General features: G+C 64.8%; 14 protein-coding genes. 13 read left to right on the top strand and 1 reads right to left on the bottom strand.

What is annotated here, in order from left to right; all coding sequences use genetic code 11:
- Positions 1–354 precede the first annotated feature (354 nt).
- Positions 355–2,103 carry a type I secretion system permease/ATPase gene (locus F3H96_RS03905; RefSeq protein ID WP_149790593.1) on the top strand — a complete coding sequence of 583 codons (1,749 nt, stop codon included), beginning with the start codon at positions 355–357 and terminating at the stop codon, positions 2,101–2,103.
- Positions 2,096–3,469 carry an HlyD family type I secretion periplasmic adaptor subunit gene (locus tag F3H96_RS03900; RefSeq protein ID WP_149790592.1) on the top strand — a complete coding sequence of 458 codons (1,374 nt, stop codon included), beginning with the start codon at positions 2,096–2,098 and terminating at the stop codon, positions 3,467–3,469. Before F3H96_RS03905 ends, F3H96_RS03900 begins: the two co-directional genes overlap by 8 nt.
- 487 nt (positions 3,470–3,956) lie before the next feature.
- On the opposite strand, the gene F3H96_RS03895 is transcribed toward F3H96_RS03900, so the two are convergent.
- Positions 3,957–6,797, bottom strand: a complete 2,841-nt coding sequence (locus F3H96_RS03895; RefSeq protein WP_149790591.1) for an ATP-dependent Clp protease ATP-binding subunit — start codon at positions 6,795–6,797, stop codon at positions 3,957–3,959.
- Positions 6,798–7,133: 336 nt separating this feature from the next.
- On the opposite strand from F3H96_RS03895, the gene tssA reads away from it, so the two are divergent.
- The 11 genes from tssA (at position 7,134) to tssL (ending at position 19,146) form a co-directional block, all read left to right on the top strand.
- Positions 7,134–8,309, top strand: coding sequence for a type VI secretion system protein TssA (gene tssA / locus F3H96_RS03890; protein WP_149790590.1), 1,176 nt, complete (start codon positions 7,134–7,136; stop codon positions 8,307–8,309).
- 5 nt (positions 8,310–8,314) lie between these two features.
- Positions 8,315–8,851: a type VI secretion system contractile sheath small subunit gene (gene tssB / locus F3H96_RS03885; protein WP_149790589.1), complete on the top strand. Its 537-nt coding sequence runs from the start codon at positions 8,315–8,317 to the stop codon at positions 8,849–8,851.
- Between the two features lie 3 nt (positions 8,852–8,854).
- The gene (gene tssC, locus F3H96_RS03880) at positions 8,855–10,360 is read left to right on the top strand and encodes a type VI secretion system contractile sheath large subunit (RefSeq protein WP_140636303.1); all 1,506 of its coding nucleotides are present in this window, start codon (positions 8,855–8,857) and stop codon (positions 10,358–10,360) included.
- A gap of 77 nt (positions 10,361–10,437) precedes the next feature.
- Complete coding sequence (locus tag F3H96_RS03875; protein WP_188131293.1) at positions 10,438–10,887, top strand: Hcp family type VI secretion system effector; 450 nt, start codon at positions 10,438–10,440, stop codon at positions 10,885–10,887.
- Entirely contained in the window at positions 10,874–11,626 is a 753-nt protein-coding gene (gene tssE, locus F3H96_RS03870; RefSeq protein WP_149790587.1) for a type VI secretion system baseplate subunit TssE, read from the top strand. The genes F3H96_RS03875 and tssE overlap by 14 nt, the downstream gene beginning before the upstream one ends.
- Before the next feature lies 1 nt (position 11,627).
- Positions 11,628–13,502 (top strand): type VI secretion system baseplate subunit TssF, encoded by a 1,875-nt coding sequence (gene tssF / locus F3H96_RS03865; protein WP_149790586.1) that lies wholly within the window; start codon positions 11,628–11,630, stop codon positions 13,500–13,502.
- Positions 13,466–14,533 carry a type VI secretion system baseplate subunit TssG gene (gene tssG, locus F3H96_RS03860; protein WP_149790585.1) on the top strand — a complete coding sequence of 356 codons (1,068 nt, stop codon included), beginning with the start codon at positions 13,466–13,468 and terminating at the stop codon, positions 14,531–14,533. Before tssF ends, tssG begins: the two co-directional genes overlap by 37 nt.
- On the top strand, positions 14,530–15,984 hold the full coding sequence (gene tagH, locus F3H96_RS03855) for a type VI secretion system-associated FHA domain protein TagH (RefSeq protein WP_149790584.1): 1,455 nt from the start codon (positions 14,530–14,532) through the stop codon (positions 15,982–15,984). The genes tssG and tagH overlap by 4 nt, the downstream gene beginning before the upstream one ends.
- A gap of 4 nt (positions 15,985–15,988) precedes the next feature.
- Positions 15,989–16,441: a type VI secretion system lipoprotein TssJ gene (gene tssJ / locus F3H96_RS03850; RefSeq protein WP_149790583.1), complete on the top strand. Its 453-nt coding sequence runs from the start codon at positions 15,989–15,991 to the stop codon at positions 16,439–16,441.
- Positions 16,442–16,478: 37 nt separating this feature from the next.
- Positions 16,479–17,813 (top strand): type VI secretion system baseplate subunit TssK, encoded by a 1,335-nt coding sequence (gene tssK / locus F3H96_RS03845; protein ID WP_149790582.1) that lies wholly within the window; start codon positions 16,479–16,481, stop codon positions 17,811–17,813.
- A gap of 4 nt (positions 17,814–17,817) precedes the next feature.
- Positions 17,818–19,146, top strand: coding sequence for a type VI secretion system protein TssL, long form (gene tssL / locus F3H96_RS03840; RefSeq protein ID WP_149790581.1), 1,329 nt, complete (start codon positions 17,818–17,820; stop codon positions 19,144–19,146).

The following is a 19,146-nucleotide window of genomic DNA, read 5'->3' as shown; positions in this document are numbered from 1 at the left end:
ACATTAGACAGAAATCACATAAAGACTTCGACGGTCAAAATAATTGATTGCGGCGCAACGGCTCGTTGAGGCCCGCGGGAAAAACCTCAACATTTTCAGCCCAGTCTCGCTTTTGCGGGGGAGAACCCACGGAGCGTAATCCCTGCTTTTGTCCCCGAATTCCACCGATTCGCCCGCTGCCGCTCGCAAGCGGGCCACGATTTCGCTTCATTTTGATTAAAATAGGCTGAGTTAGCGACGCCTTACCTCCGGCAGCATCGCCCGGATCTGACAATATCCGTGCAGTAAAAGGCTTCCCCGTATCTGGCAGGGTCAACAAAGCCGCGCGGTTATCCGCGTGTGAAAAAGAAGTCAATGAAAAGCAAGCAAGAGTTATCCTCCCTCTTACGGATCGCACTGTCGGACTGCGCGCAGGGCTTGTTGGGCGTCGGGCTTTTTTCCGCGGTGACAAACGTCCTGGGTTTGACCGGGTCCCTCTATATGCTCCAGATCTATGATCGGGTGCTGCCGTCCCAAAGCGTCCCGACCCTGGTCGGACTGACGATTGGAATGTTGGGCCTCTACGCGGCTTACGGGCTGCTCGACTTCGTGCGGCTTCGCCTTCTGGTCCGCATCGCCAGCCGATTCTACAGAAACCTGCACCAGAGGGCTTTCGGCATATCGGTGCTTTTGCCGCTCAAGGCTGGCCGGGACGCAGACCGGCTGGATCCGTTGCGGGACCTCGACAATCTGCGCGGCTTTCTTTCAGGATCCGGGCCGACCGTCGTCTTCGATGCGCCCTGGATTCCGATTTATCTGCTGGTCATCTATATGCTGCACCCGTCGCTCGGCGTGCTGGCGACGATTGGTGCTCTGGCAGTTGTGGCGCTAACCGCGGTCGCGGAAATTCTCGGTCGCAGGCCCGCGCGGCTGACATCCGAAGCGATGATCTCGCACCGCGCCCTTGCCGAGTCCGGCCGTCGCAATGCAGAGGTCGTCCACGCCATGGGCCTCTCCTTCAAGCTGGCCGAGCGCTGGAGCGACATCGTCCATAGCTACCTCGCCTATCAGGAGCGGCTCTCCGATATCATAGGAGGGACCAGTTCGCTGTCGAAGGCACTGAGGATGGCGTTGCAGTCTTCCGTGCTGGGCCTTGGTGCCTATCTGGTGATCGGCGGCGAGGCGTCCCCTGGAGTGATCATCGCGTCATCGATATTGCTGGGCCGCGCGCTTGCTCCGGTTGATGCGGCGATCGCGAACTGGAAAAGTTTCCTGGCGACCCGACATAGCTATTTCCAGCTCAAGGCGATGTTGGATTCGTTCGAAAACCCGATCGAGCCCATGGAGTTGCCCCGGCCGCAAACACGGCTGACGGTCGAGAATTTGACGGTGGCGCCGCCTGGCATGCCAAGGCCGACTGTGCTCGATGTAAGTTTCCAACTGTCCAGCGGCGCGGGCATGGCCATTGTCGGGCCGAGCGGCTCCGGCAAGACGACGCTCGTGCGGGCGTTGGTCGGAGCGTGGAAGCCGCTGCACGGCAAAGTACGGCTGGACGGGGCCTCCCTCGATCAGTGGAACCCGCATTCGCTCGGCACGCATATCGGCTATCTGCCGCAGGACGTTGAGCTGTTCGATGGCACGGTAGCCGACAACATCTCCAGGTTCGGCGGCAAGAGCGACCCCAAAGGCGTGCTTGCAGCCGCCAGGGCCGCGGGCGTCTACTCGATGATCATGCACCTGCCGGAGGGTTTCCAAACACGCATCGGCGAGGGAGGCAGGGCCTTGTCGGCAGGCCAGAGACAATTGATCGGCCTCGCCAGGGCGCTCTATGGCGAGCCATTTCTCGTTGTCCTCGACGAGCCGAACTCAAACCTCGATGTCGAAGGTGACGCAGCCCTTGCGGGCGCAATTCTGGCTGTGCGTGAGCGCGGCAGCATCGTCATCGTCGTTGCGCACCGTCCGTCCGCTCTTACCAACATTGACCAGGTTATGGTGCTGTCCAACGGCATGATCCGCTCGTTTGGCTCCCGCGAGGAGGTCTTGGCGAGCATGGGGCGGCCGCCCTCTCCCGCCACCCCACGCCCGGTTATTCCGACCCAAAGGGGCGTGAGCGGACATGCGTGATCTCCTGCCTCGCGTTTTTGCGTTCCTGCGGTCTCATACCTGGTTCGGTCCCGTTCAGCCTCCCGCGGATGCGAACCCGCTGAAGGCGCCAGGCAGCCTCGGGCCCAGCCTGGCGCTGGGATTGACGGTGACTTGCCTGCTGGTCGTGGGCGGAGGGCTGTGGCTTGGCTTGACCCAGATTGCCGGCGCCGTGATCGCACCCGCGACCGTGGTGGTTGAAAGCAGCACCAAGAAGGTCCAGCACCAGACTGGCGGCACGATCAGCGGCATCTTTGCGCAAGATGGCGATCATATTCGGGCCGGCGACGTATTGGTCAGGCTCGATGATACACTGGCGCGGGCAAACCTTGAGATCATCAGCGAGGACCTCGACCGCGCCACGGCACGACTTGCCCGGCTGGAGGCGGAACGTCAGGGGCTGGCGACCATGCAGCTTCCAACCAGCCTGCAGGCGGCAATGAACAATCCAAGCGTGGTGGCTCTGGTCAATGGCGAGCGCGCTTTGCTCGAAACGCGGGCATCGGAATTGGCCGGCCAAAAATCACTGCTTCGGAGCCAGACCGAGCAGATCCAGCGGCAGCTCGAAGGCTTGAAGGCCCAGCAGGCCGCCATGGACGAATCAGCGGCCTTGCTCGGCCGCGATCTCACTGATGTGGACACTCTCTACTCCAAGAAACTGGTTTCGAAAGAAAGGCTTAGCAACGTCAGGCTGGACGCGACGCGCGCCAAAGGCGAGTCCGGGCGGCTGGCGGCGGCCGTCGCGGAAGCCCAGGTCAAGATCACCGAAACCGAGTTGCAGGTCCTGCAGCTGGACGAACAAAGGCGCAGCGAAGTGACGAACGAGTTGCGCGAGACGGAAGCCAAGCGGTCCGAGCTCGACGAGCGCAAGATCGTAGCGCAGGACGAGCTGACCAAAACGGAAGTTCGCGCTCCGCAGTCCGGCACGATACAACAATCCACGATCCATACGGTTGGCGGCGTAATCGCCCCAGGGGAGTTGCTCATGACAATCGTCCCCGACTCGGACACGCTTGTCGTGGACGCGCTGATTCCTCCGTCTCGAGTGGATGACGTGCGTGCCGGCCAACCGGTCTCAATCCGATTCCCGGCATTCGATGCCGGCACAACGCCGGCCTGCCGGGGTATGGTGAAGTGGCTTTCCGCAGACCTGATCAAGGACCAACAGCGCCAGCTTTCGTATTTCACGGGCCGGATCAGCGTCGAAGACAAAGCCGCCTGCCTGACGGACGCCAAGGTGCTCAAGCCGGGAATGCCGGCCGAAGTCCACATAACCACCGATCGGCGCAGCGTATGGTCTTACTTGCTGAAGCCGCTTACCGACCAGATGTTACGCGCTTTCCGATAGGGCAGTCCTTGGATGCAATGCGCGCCTTCGGGCCTGCCCAACGGTACTCGGTTCAGCGTCTTATGAGCGCCAACCGGCGTGCAAATGGTCCGGCTCGAACGCCATGAGAGTGCCCGCCCATGCGGCGGATGCCTCGTCTGCAAAAGCGCCGAGGCGTGGGCCGTTCGGACGTTTCTTGCCGAAGCCTTTCGCATCCTTCGTTCGCATGGCGGAAAAATGAGCAAGAACTGATATTACTCGCTTCAGCCGGTGCCATGTTTTTTGTTCCGAGCCCCCACCGGTCAGGCCCGGCGCGTGGCGGCTCGAGCCGCCCGAGTGCCGGGCCGCTCCCGTTGCGGCGCAACTGGAATATGCGCAGTTCCAACGGCGGGAAGCCATTGCGCTCCACCCTCACCTGCCAGACCACACTGGCCGTCACCGTGCGCAGATCGAAAATCTCCGATGCGGGTCCGGCGCGAACGCACGCACGGTGAAGCTCGATAAAGCTCTATTCGAAGGAGTAGGTAAATCCTTCCGCCGAGGCACCGACGATGACTTTTGTCATCTTCTTGCCCTCAAGCGAGCGATTGAGAACACCGCGGCTGAGTTCCGGCAACAGCGTGTTGGTGAGGATAGCGTCGATCATGCGGCCGCCGGATTCGATCTCGGTGCAGCGCGCCTTGACCAGATCCATCACGCCGTCGCCGATGATCAGATCGGCATCGCTGGTCGCCTTAAGGCGGCGCGCGATCTTGCCGAATTGATGCCTGGTGATCGCCTCGATCATAGTATCCGACAGCGGATAATAGGGAATGGTGACGACGCGGCCAAGGAAGGCGGCCGGGAAGACCTTCAGCAACGGGGCGCGTAGCGCTGTGTCGAGATCGTCGATGCCGGTCCGGACCGCGCCGTTCTTGGTGCGGTCCATGATGACGTCGGAGCCGACATTCGAGGTCAGCAGGATCAGCGTGTTCTTGAAATCGATACGACGGCCCTCACTGTCATCCATCATGCCCTTGTCGAAGACCTGGAAGAAGATTTCGTGCACGTCCGGATGCGCCTTCTCGACCTCGTCGAGCAGGATCACCGAATAGGGCTTTCGGCGGACGGCTTCGGTCAGGATGCCGCCCTTGCCGTAGCCGACATAGCCGGGCGGCGCGCCCTTGAGCGTCGAGACCGTATGCGCTTCCTGGAACTCCGACATGTTGATCGAGATCAGGTTCTGCTCGCCGCCGTAAAGCGTCTCGGCAAGCGCCAGCGCGGTTTCGGTCTTGCCGACGCCGGAGGGACCGCAAAGCAGGAACACGCCGACCGGCTTTTCCGGCGCGCCGAGGCCGGCGCGGCTGGTCTGCACGCGCCTGGCGATCATCTCCATGGCGTGATCCTGGCCGACCACCCGCTCAGACAAGGTGGCGGCGAGCTTCAGCGCCTTTTCGGTCTGGCTGGACAGCATCCGTCCGGTCGGAATGCCGGTCCAGTCCTGGACGACCGCGGCCACCGCGTTGCGGTCGACCGAAGGCAGGATCAGCGGCGTCTCGCCCTGTGCCGTGGTGAGTTCGGCCATCAGTTCGCGCAGCCGCGCGAGATCGGCGGCGGCTTCATCCGCGGGCTCAGCGGAAGCTGCTTCGGCCTTTGCCGCCTTGGCCCCTTTCGCTTTCGTGGCCTCCTTGCCTTTCGACGCCTTGGCCATGTGAGGCTTGATCTCAACAGCCGTAATCTCGACCGGCTTTTGCCCGGACGCCGCCGCTGCTGCCTCGGCGCTCTCCGACTGCGCAGCGGCTTCCTCAGCCGCCGCCTCATCGAGCGGCACGCCCTCGCCACGCAATTTTGCGCGCAGGTCGAGTATCTCGGCCACCAGCGCCTTTTCCCGGTCCCAGCGCGCCTGGGCAGCGGCCAAAGCGGTCTCGGTCTCCGCCAGCCCGGCCTCGACACGGGCCTGCCTGTCCGCAACATCGATGCCGATTGCCGCCTCGCGGCCGATGATGCCGTTCTCCACTTCAAGCGCCTGGCGGCGGCGCAGGATATCCTCGACTTCGGCCGGCGTCGCATGCTGCGAGATCGCTACGCGGGCGCAAGCCGTGTCGAGCAGGCTGACCGCCTTGTCCGGCAATTGCCTGGCCGGGATGTAGCGGTGCGAAAGCGAGACGGCCGCCTCGATCGCCTCGTCGAGGATCTGCACCTTGTGATGCTGCTCCAGCACGCCGGCGACGCCGCGCAGCATCAGCACGGCCACCGCCTCCGACGGCTCCTCGATCTTGACCACCTGGAAGCGGCGGGTCAGCGCCGGATCCTTCTCGATATGCTGCTTGTATTCGGCCCAGGTCGTGGCGGCGATGGTGCGCAGTTCGCCGCGCGCCAGCGCCGGTTTCAGCAGATTTGCGGCGTCGCCCGTCCCGGCCGCGCCGCCGGCGCCGATCAGCGTGTGCGCCTCGTCGATGAACAGGATGATCGGCACCTCGGAGGCCTGGACTTCGTCGATGACCGCCTTCAGCCGCTTCTCGAACTCGCCCTTGACGCTGGCGCCCGCCTGCATCAGCCCGACGTCGAGCATGCGCACGCTGACGTTCTGCAATGTCGGCGGCACGTCGCCCTGGGCGATGCGGAGCGCAAAACCCTCGACTACCGCCGTCTTGCCGACGCCGGCCTCGCCGGTCAGGATCGGGTTGTTTTGCCGGCGTCGCATCAGGATGTCGACGATCTGCCTGATCTCCGGATCGCGACCGACCACCGGATCGATCTTGCCGTCGCGCGCGCGCTGGGTGAGGTCAGTGGCGTATTTCGCCAGTGCCGAGTCTCCGCCCGGACCGCGTTTGACCGACGTTTCGGCGGCGGGGGCCACTGGAGGTGAGCCGGCTTCGAGGGAGCCTTCGGTGACATCGGCGAAACGGGAAATGACGCCATCGGCGTCGATCTTGTCGAATTCGCCGCTGATCTTGGACACCAGGCCTTCCAGCACGGGCGTCTTGAGGCAGGCCAGCAGGATATGCGCGCTGCGCACCTCCTCGACGCCGAATTCCAGCGTCGCTAAGTTCCAGCCTTCCTGGATGGCGTGGAAGATGTGGTCCGAGAATTCCTCGACCGAGGTGGCGCCGTAGGGCAGCTTGTCGATGGCCCGCGTCATGTCGGCCGCCAGCCGGCTCGCATCCAGTCCGGCGTCGGCAGCGATCATCTGCACGTCCGAGCGCTCCGACAGCACCAGTTGCTGGATGAAATGGACGAGCTCGACATAGGGGTTGCCACGCAGCTTCGCTGTGTCGGCGGCAGCCTTGAAGGCGCGCACCCCCGTGGCATTGAGCTTGGCTACCAGTTCCTTACGCTTGAAACTTTGCGATGACCGGCGCTGCTCCATCGAACGTGCTCCCGCAACCTGTCGACTGTACCCTGCCATATAAGCGGCCGCTTGACAAAGCGGTGTGGCGGATAGGGCGTTTGAATTTATCCGGGCGGCACCTCCCGGTTACACAAGCCTTGCAAACTCGCTGTAACAAACACCGGATTGCGGCCCGGACTATGCGAGCCATTTCACATACCGGGTCCACCAATCGCGCGATGGGTTGCGCCGAGTGAAAAACGGGGCGCGTTCAGCTTTCGTTAGTTTTTGCGCAGGTGCTCAATTGTTGTTGCGTGAGGCCGGTGATAACGTAACGTCACATGGAGGTCTCAGGGCCGCTGGCTGGGGGTTGGTGTGATTGATCTCGCACTCTGGCTGAATCCTCTGAACGGTGAGAATCCGTCGGGAGAGGACTTGCGCAACGACCCGGCGTTCCATGAGCTGGAGCGCCTGACCGAGCCTCAGCTCAAGGTTGTCCATGACGGCAACAGCAAGCCCATTTCGCAATCCAGTCCGGTCGACTGGGCGGCGGTGCTCGAAAAAGCTGAGGAGTTGCGCGCCCGTGGCCGGGATCTGCGCCTGCTGGTCATCGTCGCGCGCGCCTTGGCCAACGAGGAAGGGCTGGCCGGCCTCGCCCAAGGCCTGACGCTCATCGCCGGCACCTTCGACCAGCATTGGGAAACGATGCATCCGGCATTGCGGGCGAACGCGCCGCCGCGCGACGCGGCCTTGCGCCGCATCAATGCGCTGCTCGATCTTCAGAACGCCCAGGAAGGCCTGCTGGCGAACCTGCGCGAGACGATCTTCTTTTCGCCGCGCCAGGTCGGCCCGATCAGCGGGCGCGATCTGGAACAGGGCGCGCTCGACGAGCGCGTCATGCTGCAGGAAGCGGCCTCGGGACTGAATGCCGCCGAAAGGGCGGCATTGGCAAGCGCGCATAACCAGTTGCTGAACCGGGTGAGGGCCGGATGCGCGGCCCAGATCGATCAGGCGGGTGAAGCGATGACGTCGCTGCTGGCCGACGCGCGCGCCGCGATCACCGCCCTCGACGCGGTGGACGCCGCGCTCAACGCCCGCATCGAAGGCAATGGCGCCACGGTGCCGGAATTGAAGAGATTCCTGCAGCGTTTGCTGACGACGCTGGAGCGCAATTCCAGTGCCGGCGCCATGGCGAATGGTGCGGCAAAGACCTCCCTGCAGCCGGAGCAGCCGGCATCGACGCCTGCCCGAAACGGTCATGGAGCCGAGACGATGGCAAGTGTGGCAAGCTCTGTGGAGGCGAACGCCGGTCTGCCGGACCGGATCACCTCGCGCGACGACGTGGTCAAGTGCCTCGACCTGGTGGTCGCCTTCTACGACCGGACGGAACCGTCCAGCCCCATCCCGCATCTCGCGCGGCGGGTGCGCCGGATGGTGCACATGGATTTCGTGGAACTGATGGAAGATCTCGCCCCGTCGGGGCTGAAGGAATTCCGGCTGCTTGCCGGTGTACCCGATCCCAAGAAGCCGGCCCAGAAGGATGAAAGGTAACGAGCATGCCAGCAGAGAGCAAAGCGAAGGTCATCGAAAGAAACCGCGCCCCGCGCGTGCAGATCGCCTACGACGTGGAAACCTACGGCAGCCCGACGACGATCGAACTGCCGTTCGTCATGGCCGTGATGGCCGACCTTTCCGGCGCTTCACAGACCAAGGAAGCGTCGAAGTCGGTGCTCGACCGCAACTTCGTCGAAACCGACGCCAACCGCTTCCCGAAATTCATGGAAGCGATGGGACCGCGCGTGAAGGCACGCGTGAAGAACACCCTGCCCCAGGCCGAGGGCCAAGAGCGGGACGAAGAGCTGGCGATCGATCTCACCTTCTCCAAAATGGGCGATTTCGCGCCGGACAAGATCGCCGAGCAGGTGCCGCAACTGGCCGAAATCCTCAAGATGCGCCGTCAGCTCGAGGAACTGCTTGGCTTCATGGATGGCCGCGTCGACGCGGAAAAGCGCATCGCGCAGCTTCTGAACAACGAGCCGCTGCTGAGCAAGATCGCCAGCCAGGCGATGGATGACGGCAAGGGCGAGGAGTAAGTCATGGCCGAACAGCAAAAGACAGCAGCCGCCACCGCCGAGGCGGAAGCCATCGATCTTGGCGAATTCAGCGGACTCCTGGAAAAGGATTTCAAGGTCAAGAAGGACGACAGCGAAAAGCTGCAGCAGCTGGTGCGCAATCTGGCGCTTGCCGCTCAGTCGCGCTCCGAGACCACGACCATCTCGTCCAATGCGATCAAGTCGATCAAGTCGCTGATCGCCGGCATCGACAAGATGCTGACGACGCAGGTCAACGAGATCCTGCATGCGCCGGAAGTGCGCGAGATGGAAGGCACGTGGCGTGGCCTCTGGTACCTGATCAACAACACCGAGACGGATACCAAGCTGAAGATCCGGGTGATGAACATCTCCAAGGAGCAGCTGGCCGACACGCTCGAAGACTATGAAGGCCAGATGTGGGACCAGAGCCCGATCTTCAAAAAAGTCTACACGGACGAATATTCGATGCTGGGCGGCGAGCCGATCGGCTGCATCATCGGCGCCTATGAATTCTCGAACCATCCGCGCGACGTCGGCCTGCTGCGCAACATCTCGGGCGTCTGCGCCTCGGCGCACACGCCGTTCATCGCCGCCGCCTCGCCGCGGCTGTTCCGGATGGACAGCTGGCAGGAACTGCCTAACCCGCAGGACCTGCAGATGATCGTGAACAACCCGGCCTATGCATCGTGGCAGTCGCTGCGCGAGAGCGAGGACGCCCGCTATATCGGGCTCACCATGCCGCGCGTGCTGGCGCGCCTGCCCTACGGCTCGGAAACCGTTCCGGTGAAGGGCTTCACCTTCGAGGAGGAGGTGGGCGGCGACCACAACAAATACGTTTGGATGAACGCCGCTTTCCCGATGGGCGTCAACATCAACCGCAGCCACAAGCTCTATGGCTGGGGCACGCAGATCCGCGGCGTCGAAAACGGCGGCACGGTGCTTAACCTGCCGGTGCACGCCTTCCCGACGGATGACGGATCGATCGCGATGAAGTGTCCGACCGAGGTCGCCATCGACGACCGGCGCGAGGCGGAACTGGCAAAGCTCGGCCTGATGCCGATCCTGCATCGCAAGAACACCGACCTTGCGGCCTTCATCGGCGCGCATTCGCTTCAGGACGACGAGACGCGCGCCGGGCGTCTGGTCGACCCCGACGCCCAGTCCAACGAGCGGCTGAGCGCCAACCTGCCCTACCTTTTCCCGGTCTCGCGCTTCGCGCACTACCTCAAGGCGATTGCGCGCGACAAGATCGGCTCGTTCAAGGAACGCACCGACATGCAGATCTGGTTGACCGAATGGATCAACCGGTACGTGCTGGCCAATCCGGCCTTTGCCGACGACAAGGCGCGCGCCAAGCGCCCGCTCGCCGCGGCCGAGGTCCAGGTCGACAGCGTCGAAGGCCGGCCCGGTTACTACAATGCCCGTTTCTATCTGCGTCCGCACTACCAGCTGGAAGGCATCAACGCCTCGCTCCGGCTGGTGTCGGAACTGCCGTCAGTGAAGGGCTGAAATCGCAAGCATAGTCGTCTTGTTTCGTTTGAAAGCGGTGGAGAAAGACAATGCCAGACAGAACCGATGCACCTTCGATGAAGATCGATGGTTTCCTGAAAGTCCCGGACATCAAGGGTCCGAGCAAGCGCGATGGCCATGAAGACGAGATCGAGATCCATGGCGTCGACTACAAGATGATCGCGCCCTACGATCCCAATTCGCTGTCGCGGCGCGGCCGCGTGTCGATGGGGATGATCAAATTCACCAAGCACTACGACAAGTCGTCTCCCTACCTGAAGAAGGCGCTGTTCGAGAACAAGGCGCTCGACGAGGTGGTGTTTTCGGCGCGTCGTACAATCGACGGCGAGACCAGCGACTACCTGGTGGTGACGCTCACCGACGCCTCGATCATGGAATACGACATGCGGCAGGCCAACGACGAGGCCGACCTGATCGAGGAAGAAGTCAGCTTCGCCTACAAGAAGATCAAGTTCGTCTACGACAAGGACGACGAGATCGAAATGGACGTCTATGTCGGCAAGTGAGGCCAAGCGGGCTGGCGCGAAATCGCAGCTTGCCGGCAGCTCGCGGGCGAAGCGCGAGGCGGTCCAGCCCTCCCTCTGGGATCGCCTCGTCAACGACTTGCCCGGGCTGACGTCCGAGATCGACGGGCTGCGCCGTCTGCTGGAAGAAGAACTCGGCGCCGAGCGCGTGGAGGCTCTCCTCGCCGGCAGCGCGCGCGCCATCGACGCCGATGCCGAACTTACCTCCGAGCAGAAACGGCGGTTGCACCGACTGGTGTTCCAGACCGAGCATCGCGCCGAAATCGAAAGCCGCGGCGTTGTCGTGTCGGCGCGCGTGCTGCGGGAAGCCGTCCGGCGCGACATCGAGGCCCTGTTCAACACCGAGCGTTTCGAGTCCATGCCGATGCTTTCCGATGCCGAGCACGAACAGCCGCTGGACGAACTGCCGCCGCTCGCCGACTTTCCGGAAGTGCGCCGCAGCGTCGTCAATTATGGCGTGCCGTCCTTTTCGGGCCGCTCGTCGCGCGATTTCGACCGCGATACCCTGGCGCGCGAGATCCGCGCGGTGCTCGCTACCTTCGAGCCGCGTCTCAAGGAAAGCGCCACGACCGTCAACGTCACGCTCGGCGACAAAAGCGTCGGCCTCAAGATCGAGATCGACGCCGTGCTGATCATGACGCCGACGCCGGAACGCATGCGGCTGCGCACCACGATCAATCTCGACAACGGCCTGGCGCGAACCGAATTCCGGGAGACCTGAGATGGATCGGGTCTTCGTGGAGTATTACGAAGAGGAACTGACCCACATCCGCGCGCTGGCCGCGGAATTCGCCGACATGCATCCGGCGGTCGCCCGCAACCTTTCGCTCGACACCGTTCCCTGCCCCGATCCCTATGTCGAACGGCTGCTCGACGGCGTGGCCTTTCTTGCCGCGCGCACGCGGCTGAAGGTCGACGCGGAGCGCTCGCGCTTTTCGCGCGCCGTGCTCGACGTGCTTTATCCGGACCTGGTGACGCCGGCGCCGGCGACGGCAATGGCGGTGCTGAAACCCGGCCAGCAAGTGCAGTCGATGATCGCCGGCCACGCTGTCGCACGCGGCACGCGACTGGTCTCCAGCCTGCGTCCAGGGCTTTCGACACGCTCAACTTTCACCACCGCGCAGGAAGTCACGCTGTGGCCGATCGCGATCACCTCGGTCAGCTATTTCCAGGATCGCAGCGCGCTGGCTGCGGCCGGCATCGCGCCGGCCGGCGGCGTGCGTGGCGAAGCGGCGTTCCGCATCGCGCTGACCCGGAGCGGAAAAGGCAAGCTCAGCGAATTGTCGCTCGACCGTCTCGACCTCTATTTCGCCGGGCGCACCAAGGCGCCGCTGCTGTTCGACGCGATCTTCGGCGCCTGCTCGGCCGTCGGCGCGCGGGCGGAAGGCAAGACGAATGCGCTCACGGCGCTGCCGGAGCCCGAGATGATCGGCATCCGCGACGACGAGGCGCTGATGCCGCGCACCCGCCCGACTTTCGAGGGATACCGGCTGCTGCGCGAATATTTCATGATCCCTGAGCGCTTCCACTATGTGCGCGTCGCCGGCCTGCAGCCGGTGGTGCGCAAATGCGACGCAGGCATCGAGATCATTTTCCTGTTCCGGCGTCCGGTGCCGGAACTCGCCGATGTGACGGCCGCCGATTTCGAGCTGTTCGTCGCACCGGTCATCAATCTCTTCGAACGCGAATGCAACGTCGTCGAGATCGATGCGCGCAAGACGCGCCAGGTGCTGCATGCCGACCGCACCCGTGCACGAGATTTCGAGATTTTCCGGGTCACCCGGGTCGAGGATGCCGACGCAGAAGGCTCGGAGGCGATCATTCCGGAATTGTTCAGCCTGGGGCAGAACCGCGGCAGCGGCTGGGTCTATTCGACCGAACGGCGCCCGCGCCGCGCCACGGAAGACGAACGGCGCGACGGCCTGACCCGCACCTCCTATACAGGCGACGATGTGTTCCTGGCCGTTTCGCGTCCGGCCGGCAGCCAGCCCAACCGGCCGCTGAAGCGGCTCGACGTGATGGCGCTCTGCACCAACCGCGACCTGCCGATCCTGGACGACACGCCGACGCTGACGCTGGAGACGGCCGACCCGGTCGAAGCGGTACGGTTGCTCGGCGCGCTGCGGCCGCCGCAGCCGGCGATCCCGGCAGCGCTGCCGGCCGGCGCCGAGGGCGAATCCCGCGCTGACAACCTCGCCTGGCGGCTGGTGGCGCAGCTGTCGCTCAATTTCCTCAGCCTTGCCAAAGAAGGCCGCGGCGTCGACCCGCTGCATGCACTGCTCGACCTTTACGCCGATCGCGGCGATCCGGGCCTTGCCCGCAACGTGCATTCGATCACCCGCATCGATTCGCGCCCGGTGATCGAGCGGCTGCAGATCGACGGGCCGATGTGCTTCGGGCGCGGCACCGAGGTGACGCTGCATGTCGACCAGTCGGTGCTGGCGGGCCAAAGCACGCTGCTGCTTTCGGCGCTGCTTGCGCGACTGTTTGCTCGCCATGCCGGGATAAATGGTTTCGTGCGGACGCGTACGCGGCTGCTGCAGAAGCAGGAGGATGTGCCATGGCCGATGACGCCCGGCAATCGCTACCTGATCTGACGCGGTCCGCGCCGAGCGAAGGCGAGGCGTTGTCGGAGAGCTTCGACTTCTTCCAGCTGCTACGCCGCCTGGAACAGCGGCGCGGACTGTTCGGGCATTCGGGAACCGCGGACCGCGAGCCGGCAAGGCTCGGCCAGCATGTGCGCCTGAGCTTCTCGGCGAGGGACGTGGTCAAATTCCAGGATGCCAGGGACAAGGTTCCGGCGCGGGTGACCGTCGCCAATCTCGGCCTGCTCGGGCCGGAAGGGCCGATGCCGCTGCATCTGACGCGCTGGGTGCTCGACCGGCTATCGCAGCGCTGGTTCACCGGCGCCGACGCCGAGCAGACCAGCGACACCACCTTCGTCGACTTCGTCAACATCCTGCAACACCGCATGATCGCGCTTTACTATCGTGCCTGGGCGGACGCGCATCCGGCGGTACAGATCGAACGATCGGTCGGTGGGCGCGTCCGCGCAATGCTTGAAGCGATGGCCGGGATCGGGCTGCCGGGCACGCAGGATCCCGAACTCGATGCGGTGCGATTGCGCCAGGCCGGATCGCTGGCCAACCAGGTCGACGGCGCGGAGCGGCTGACGCTGTTCCTCGCCACGGCCTTCAAGGTGCCGGTGCGGATCAAGGAATTCGTCGCCGCCTGGATCACCATACCGACGGCACTGCAGACCCGCGTTGGCAAGGCCTATGCGGCGCTCGGCGGCGGAGCGACGATCGGGCCGCGCGTCTTCAGCCGCCAGAGCCGGATCGAATTGCGCGTCGGTCCACTCGGCCTTGACGACTTCAAATCGTTCCTGCCCGGGGAACGGCGCCTTGCCCTGTTCAAGAAGGCGGTGCGCGACATGATCGGCGAAGCGCTCGACGTCGATTTGCGCATCGTGCTGGCGCGAGACGCGGTGCCTGCGCCGCGCATGGGAACCGTTCAACTTGGACGAACCTCGTGGCTTTCACGTCCGATCGAAAAGGGGGACGCCGACGATCTGAGGCTGCGCACCATCGTCGGCTGGAGGCCGGAAATGGCGGAGGCGGCCGCATGAGCCTGCTGCTGACGCTTGAGCAAGGCCCGCGCTCGCAGGCGGTCAGGCAGACCCGGCTGGACGAGGGCGAACTGGTGATCGGCCGCAGCGCCGATGCCGGCTGGCAGATCGAAGACCCCGACATGTTCGTCTCGCGCGCCCATTGCAAGGTCAGCGGCGGCCGCGACGGCTATTACATCACCGACACGTCGAGCAGCGGATTGTTCATCGACGATTCCGAGACCCCGCTCGGCGTCGGCAGGTCGACGCGTCTGCAGAGCGGGATGCGGTTGCGCATGGGCGACTATGTGTTCCATGTCGAGGTTCAACCCAGCGCTGGCCATACGTCGATCGGTCAGGCCCCAATCACCGGCCAGTCGGCGCCGGCATGGTCATCGCCGCAATCGCGGACGCCACCCAGCGTCGGCGGCGACGACTTCTTCTCGGCCAGAGCCGAGGAGGAGCCGCAACGGCCGCGCCCCGCCGGACTGCCGGATCCGTTCGAGCAGCCTGTGCCTGGAGCTTACGATCGCGCATCGAGCCAGCGCAGTTCACCGGCCTTCGACGACCCGTTCAGCCTCGATCCGGTAGCGACGCCGGCCTCGAACGAAGGGGCCGCTGTTGGCCGGTCGGATCCGTTCGGGTTCGGCGACATGCCATCGCGCAACACTGCGCCCGAGCCCGCGCCGCCTGGCTTCGATGACGATTTCAGTTTCGGGCCGGCCGCGATCCCCAATTCCGGCAACGGCGCCGATCCAGTTGGCCGCGTCGAGCGCCCCGCCGAAAAGCCGCAGGCCGCTCGTCCATGGGAGATGCCGGTGCGGGTGGCCGAACCCCCTGCGCCGGCGCCGCGCCCTGTTCCCGTGCCCAAGCCATCCCGTGCGACGCAGCCGGCGCCCGGCGACGCAGCGCTGCGCGCCGCGTTCCTACGCGGCATGGGTGTCGAGGAAGCCGATTTTCCCGGGCGCGATGCTATCGCCGAAATGGAAAAGTTCGGACGCGAATACAGGCTGATGCTCGATGGCCTGGTGCAGCTCCTGCGCAAGCGCGCCGAGGAGAAGGGGAGCGCGCGCGTCGCCCAGACGATGGTCGGCGCCTCCGAGGTCAACCCGCTCAAGTTCCTACCGACGGTCGAGGATGTCATCGTCACCATCATCGCCGAACGCAGTCCGGGATTTCTCTCCGGCGAGGCCGCGATCAGCGACGCGGTGAAGGACCTCGCGCAGCATCACGTGCGCGCCTGGCGCGGCGTTCAGGCAGCGCTTCGGCGCATGATCGACCGTTTCGATCCGGCCGCGATCGAGGAGGAGCTCAAATCCAATTCCGCGATCGGCAATCTGCTCTCCGGCGGACGCAACGCCAAGCTGTGGGAGCTTTACCAGAAACGCCATCGCGACATCGCCCAGAGCGCGGAATCGAGCTTCCTGGGCGAGATCGGCGCCGATTTCAGGGACGCATATGAAGAGGAGTAGGGACATGATCGACAGACGCGAATTCATCGTTGCCATCGGCGCCACGGGGCTGCTTGCTGCTTGCCAGAGCGGCCCCCCGAAACCATCGGTTATCTCGGTCAACGTGACCGGCGGCGCCGGCATGAATCCGGGACCGGGCGGCGGCGACCGGCCGGTGACCGTGCTGGTGATGCGGCTTGCCAGCACCGGCAAGTTCAACTCGGCCGATTATTTCGCGTTGCAAGGCGACGCGAGCTCGGCGCTCGGCGCCGATCTCATCGGGTCCGACGCGATTTCGGTGGCGACCGGCAAGACGGCGGCCAAGACCATCACGGTCGAGCCGAACGCGACGGCGCTCGGCTTCGTGGCGCTGATCCGCGAGCCCGGCGGACGCAACTGGCGCACGACCAAATCGGTATCGCCAGGTTCGAAATTCACCATCAATGTCAGCCTCGGCAAGGGCGGTATCTCCGCCTGACGGCGAGACAAGGGATGGCAGTGCAGAGAGTGGCAGCATGAGCGACGCAAACAGGGTGCTGTGGTCGGAGGGCCTCTTCTTGAGGACCCAGCACTTCCAGCAGCAGGATCGGTTCTTCGAAGGCATGGTGCGCGGCGCATTGCAGGCCGGCCAGCTCCATACGTTCGGCTTCCAGCAGCTGACGCTCGACCAGTCGCTGCTCGATGCCGGGCAGATTTCGATCGTCTCCGCCCGGGGTATCTTCCCGGACGGCACACCCTTCTCCATCCCGGAGTTGATGGACGCGCCGAAGCCGCTGCCGGTAACGGCCGACACCGGCGCCGGCCCGGTGCTGGTCGCGCTGCCGCTCGAGCCGCCCGGCGGCGTCGGATTCGATCCTGCGCATGCGGCATCGACGGGCGCGCGCTACCACGGCAAGATCGTCCCGGTGCGGGACGCCGTCCAGGGCGGCGCCGATCCGGAGGAGATCGAGGTCGCCCGGCCGCAAGCAGTGCTGCTGGCGCCCGGCAAATCGGTCGGCGGTTACACCGCCCTGCCGATCGCCGATATCAAAGGCGTACGCGCCGATGGCGGCATTTCGCTCGACGAGACGTTCCTGCCGCCGACGCTGATCACCGGTGCCGTCCACTGGTACCGGCAATTGCTGCAGGAGGTCGTCACCGGCCTCGACCAGATCGCCGAGGCGCATGGCAAGATGGTGATGGGCGGCGCCGGCCGCAGCGTCGAGGATCTTTTGATGCTGCATCTCGCCAATGCCGCGCGGCCGCGCCTTGCGCATATGCTGGCACAGGATGTCTTCCACCCGGCCGAGCTCTATCTCGAACTTGCAGGCCTCGCCGGCGAGATGGCCACCTACGGGTCGAGCTCGCGCCGGCTCGGCGAATTGCCGGCCTACGACCACATGGCGCCCGGCCCCGCCTATATGGCGCTGGCCGACGCCTTGCGTTCGCTCATCCTCAGCCTGCGCTACATCGAGCCGAAATCGCGCGCGCTGCCAGTGATGCGGCACGCCACCAATGTCTGGAAGGTGCGCATCGACAACCCGAAGCTCCTGGTCGCCAGCCGTATTGTCATCCGCGTCGGCTCCGAGCTTTCGGAAGACGCGCTGCGCAAGATCTTCGTCAACCAGGCGACTGTGGGCGCCGCCGACCAGTTCGAAGGGCTGTGGAAGTCGCGCCTGCCCGGCATTCCGCTGAAACCGCTCCATTCGCAGCCGCGCGAGATCCCCTATGATGGCGACCGGCTATGCCTGGAGCTCGACCAGAAGAGCGAGCACTGGGCCTCGCTGCTCGACGCCCCAGGCTTCGTCATCGGCGTTTCCGGTGTCCTGCCGAGCGAGCCGCAGGTCGATTGCTATTCGGTGAACAGGTGAGGCCATGAGCCGGGATGATCCTTTCGGACTGTCGGAGGATCGCGAGCGCACACGCATTCGGCTGACCGGCGCTGCGCCCCGGCCGATGGCGCCGCTGGCGCCGGGCGCCCCGGCGAAGCGGGCGCGCGCGCATCCCAACATTTTGATCAACATCTTCGCGCCGCTGCTCGAGTTCGCGCCGGAGCTCGAGAGCGCGCTGGCGCCGGAGAACCCGGAAGTGATGCGCACGCGCCTGCTCGACGAGCTGGTGCGGGCTCGCGATGCCGCTATTGCCGCGGGTTCATCGCTGGAGCGCGCCGACCAGGCCGCCTGGGCGGTGGCGGCGCTGCTCGACGACCTCGCGCTCAACACGCCGTGGGGCGGCGCCAGCGCCTGGCCGCGCCAGCCACTGGTCGTCATGCTGCGCGGCGACGTGGATGCCGGCACGCAGTTCTTCTCGCGCCTCGACGAGTTGGAGCGCCACCCCAACCGCGACCGCGAGATGCTGGAACTGCAGTATTACTGCCTGGCGTTAGGCTTCCGCGGCAAGTATCGAGTGCCCGGCCGCGCCGGCGACCGTTCGCTCAATGCGGTTCGCGTGGCGGCGGCGCGCTTCCTGCGCAATGCCGATGCCGAGGACGCGCCGCTGTCGCCGAACTGGAAAGGCGTCATCGCCTCCGACGAGCCGCAGCGCTTCATCGTGCCGATCTGGGTGATGGTGCTTGCCGCGGTCGTCGTCGCCGCCACCGCTTACATTGGCCTGTCGATGGGCCTGAGCAGCCAGGCGGTGGAACTCTCGGCACTGGTGCGCACGCTGCCGCCGGCCTCGCGCGGCGACGTTACCCGCGCCGCGCCGAAGCAGGATGCTCCCGAACCCGAGCCGCCGCAGCCGGTCGATTTTGCGCTGCTGCCCGAATTCAAGGCCGAAGCGCCGGACAGCCTCAAGGGGGCGCTGAGCGGCACCGAGAGCGTCTCGCTGGCCAAGCTGATCGTTCAGTCCTCCAATCCTGAGCTGTTCCAGTCTTCGCGACCGACACTGAGCCAAGGCTATGAGCCGCTGATAGAGTCGATCGCCAAGGTGATCCTCGCCAATCAGGAGCTGATCGGAAACATCACGATCGTCGGCCACACCGACAATGTGCGCCTGCAGAAGTCCAATCCGCTTTCGAGCAATCAACGGCTCTCGGAGGCACGTGCCCAAACCATAGCGGACATGCTGGTGCAGGCCGGCGTACCGCAGGAGCGCATCCATTCGGAGGGCCGCGCCGACACGGATCCCGTCGCCGACAACTCGACGCGCGAGGGCCGCGCGCTCAACCGGCGCGTCGAGGTCCTGGTCGAGAAGAGGCTCTGA

The sequence above is a fragment of the Mesorhizobium sp. NFR06 genome (genome assembly GCF_900115245.1).
Lineage (GTDB): Bacteria > Pseudomonadota > Alphaproteobacteria > Rhizobiales > Rhizobiaceae > Mesorhizobium.
Note: the sequence above shows the minus strand (reverse complement) of the source record. Positions and strands in the feature narration are given on the sequence as shown.

What these genes read in the sequence shown, in the direction of transcription:
- F3H96_RS03905 (WP_149790593.1), top strand. Translation starts at nt 355, where the DNA reads ATGAAAAGCAAGCAAGAGTTATCCTCCCTCTTACGGATCGCACTGTCG.
- F3H96_RS03900 (WP_149790592.1), top strand. Translation starts at nt 2,096, where the DNA reads ATGCGTGATCTCCTGCCTCGCGTTTTTGCGTTCCTGCGGTCTCATACC.
- F3H96_RS03895 (WP_149790591.1), bottom strand. Translation starts at nt 6,797, where the DNA reads ATGGAGCAGCGCCGGTCATCGCAAAGTTTCAAGCGTAAGGAACTGGTA.
- tssB (WP_149790589.1), top strand. Translation starts at nt 8,315, where the DNA reads ATGCCAGCAGAGAGCAAAGCGAAGGTCATCGAAAGAAACCGCGCCCCG.
- tssC (WP_140636303.1), top strand. Translation starts at nt 8,855, where the DNA reads ATGGCCGAACAGCAAAAGACAGCAGCCGCCACCGCCGAGGCGGAAGCC.
- F3H96_RS03875 (WP_188131293.1), top strand. Translation starts at nt 10,438, where the DNA reads ATGAAGATCGATGGTTTCCTGAAAGTCCCGGACATCAAGGGTCCGAGC.
- tssE (WP_149790587.1), top strand. Translation starts at nt 10,874, where the DNA reads ATGTCGGCAAGTGAGGCCAAGCGGGCTGGCGCGAAATCGCAGCTTGCC.
- tssF (WP_149790586.1), top strand. Translation starts at nt 11,628, where the DNA reads ATGGATCGGGTCTTCGTGGAGTATTACGAAGAGGAACTGACCCACATC.
- tssG (WP_149790585.1), top strand. Translation starts at nt 13,466, where the DNA reads ATGGCCGATGACGCCCGGCAATCGCTACCTGATCTGACGCGGTCCGCG.
- tagH (WP_149790584.1), top strand. Translation starts at nt 14,530, where the DNA reads ATGAGCCTGCTGCTGACGCTTGAGCAAGGCCCGCGCTCGCAGGCGGTC.
- tssJ (WP_149790583.1), top strand. Translation starts at nt 15,989, where the DNA reads ATGATCGACAGACGCGAATTCATCGTTGCCATCGGCGCCACGGGGCTG.
- tssK (WP_149790582.1), top strand. Translation starts at nt 16,479, where the DNA reads ATGAGCGACGCAAACAGGGTGCTGTGGTCGGAGGGCCTCTTCTTGAGG.
- tssL (WP_149790581.1), top strand. Translation starts at nt 17,818, where the DNA reads ATGAGCCGGGATGATCCTTTCGGACTGTCGGAGGATCGCGAGCGCACA.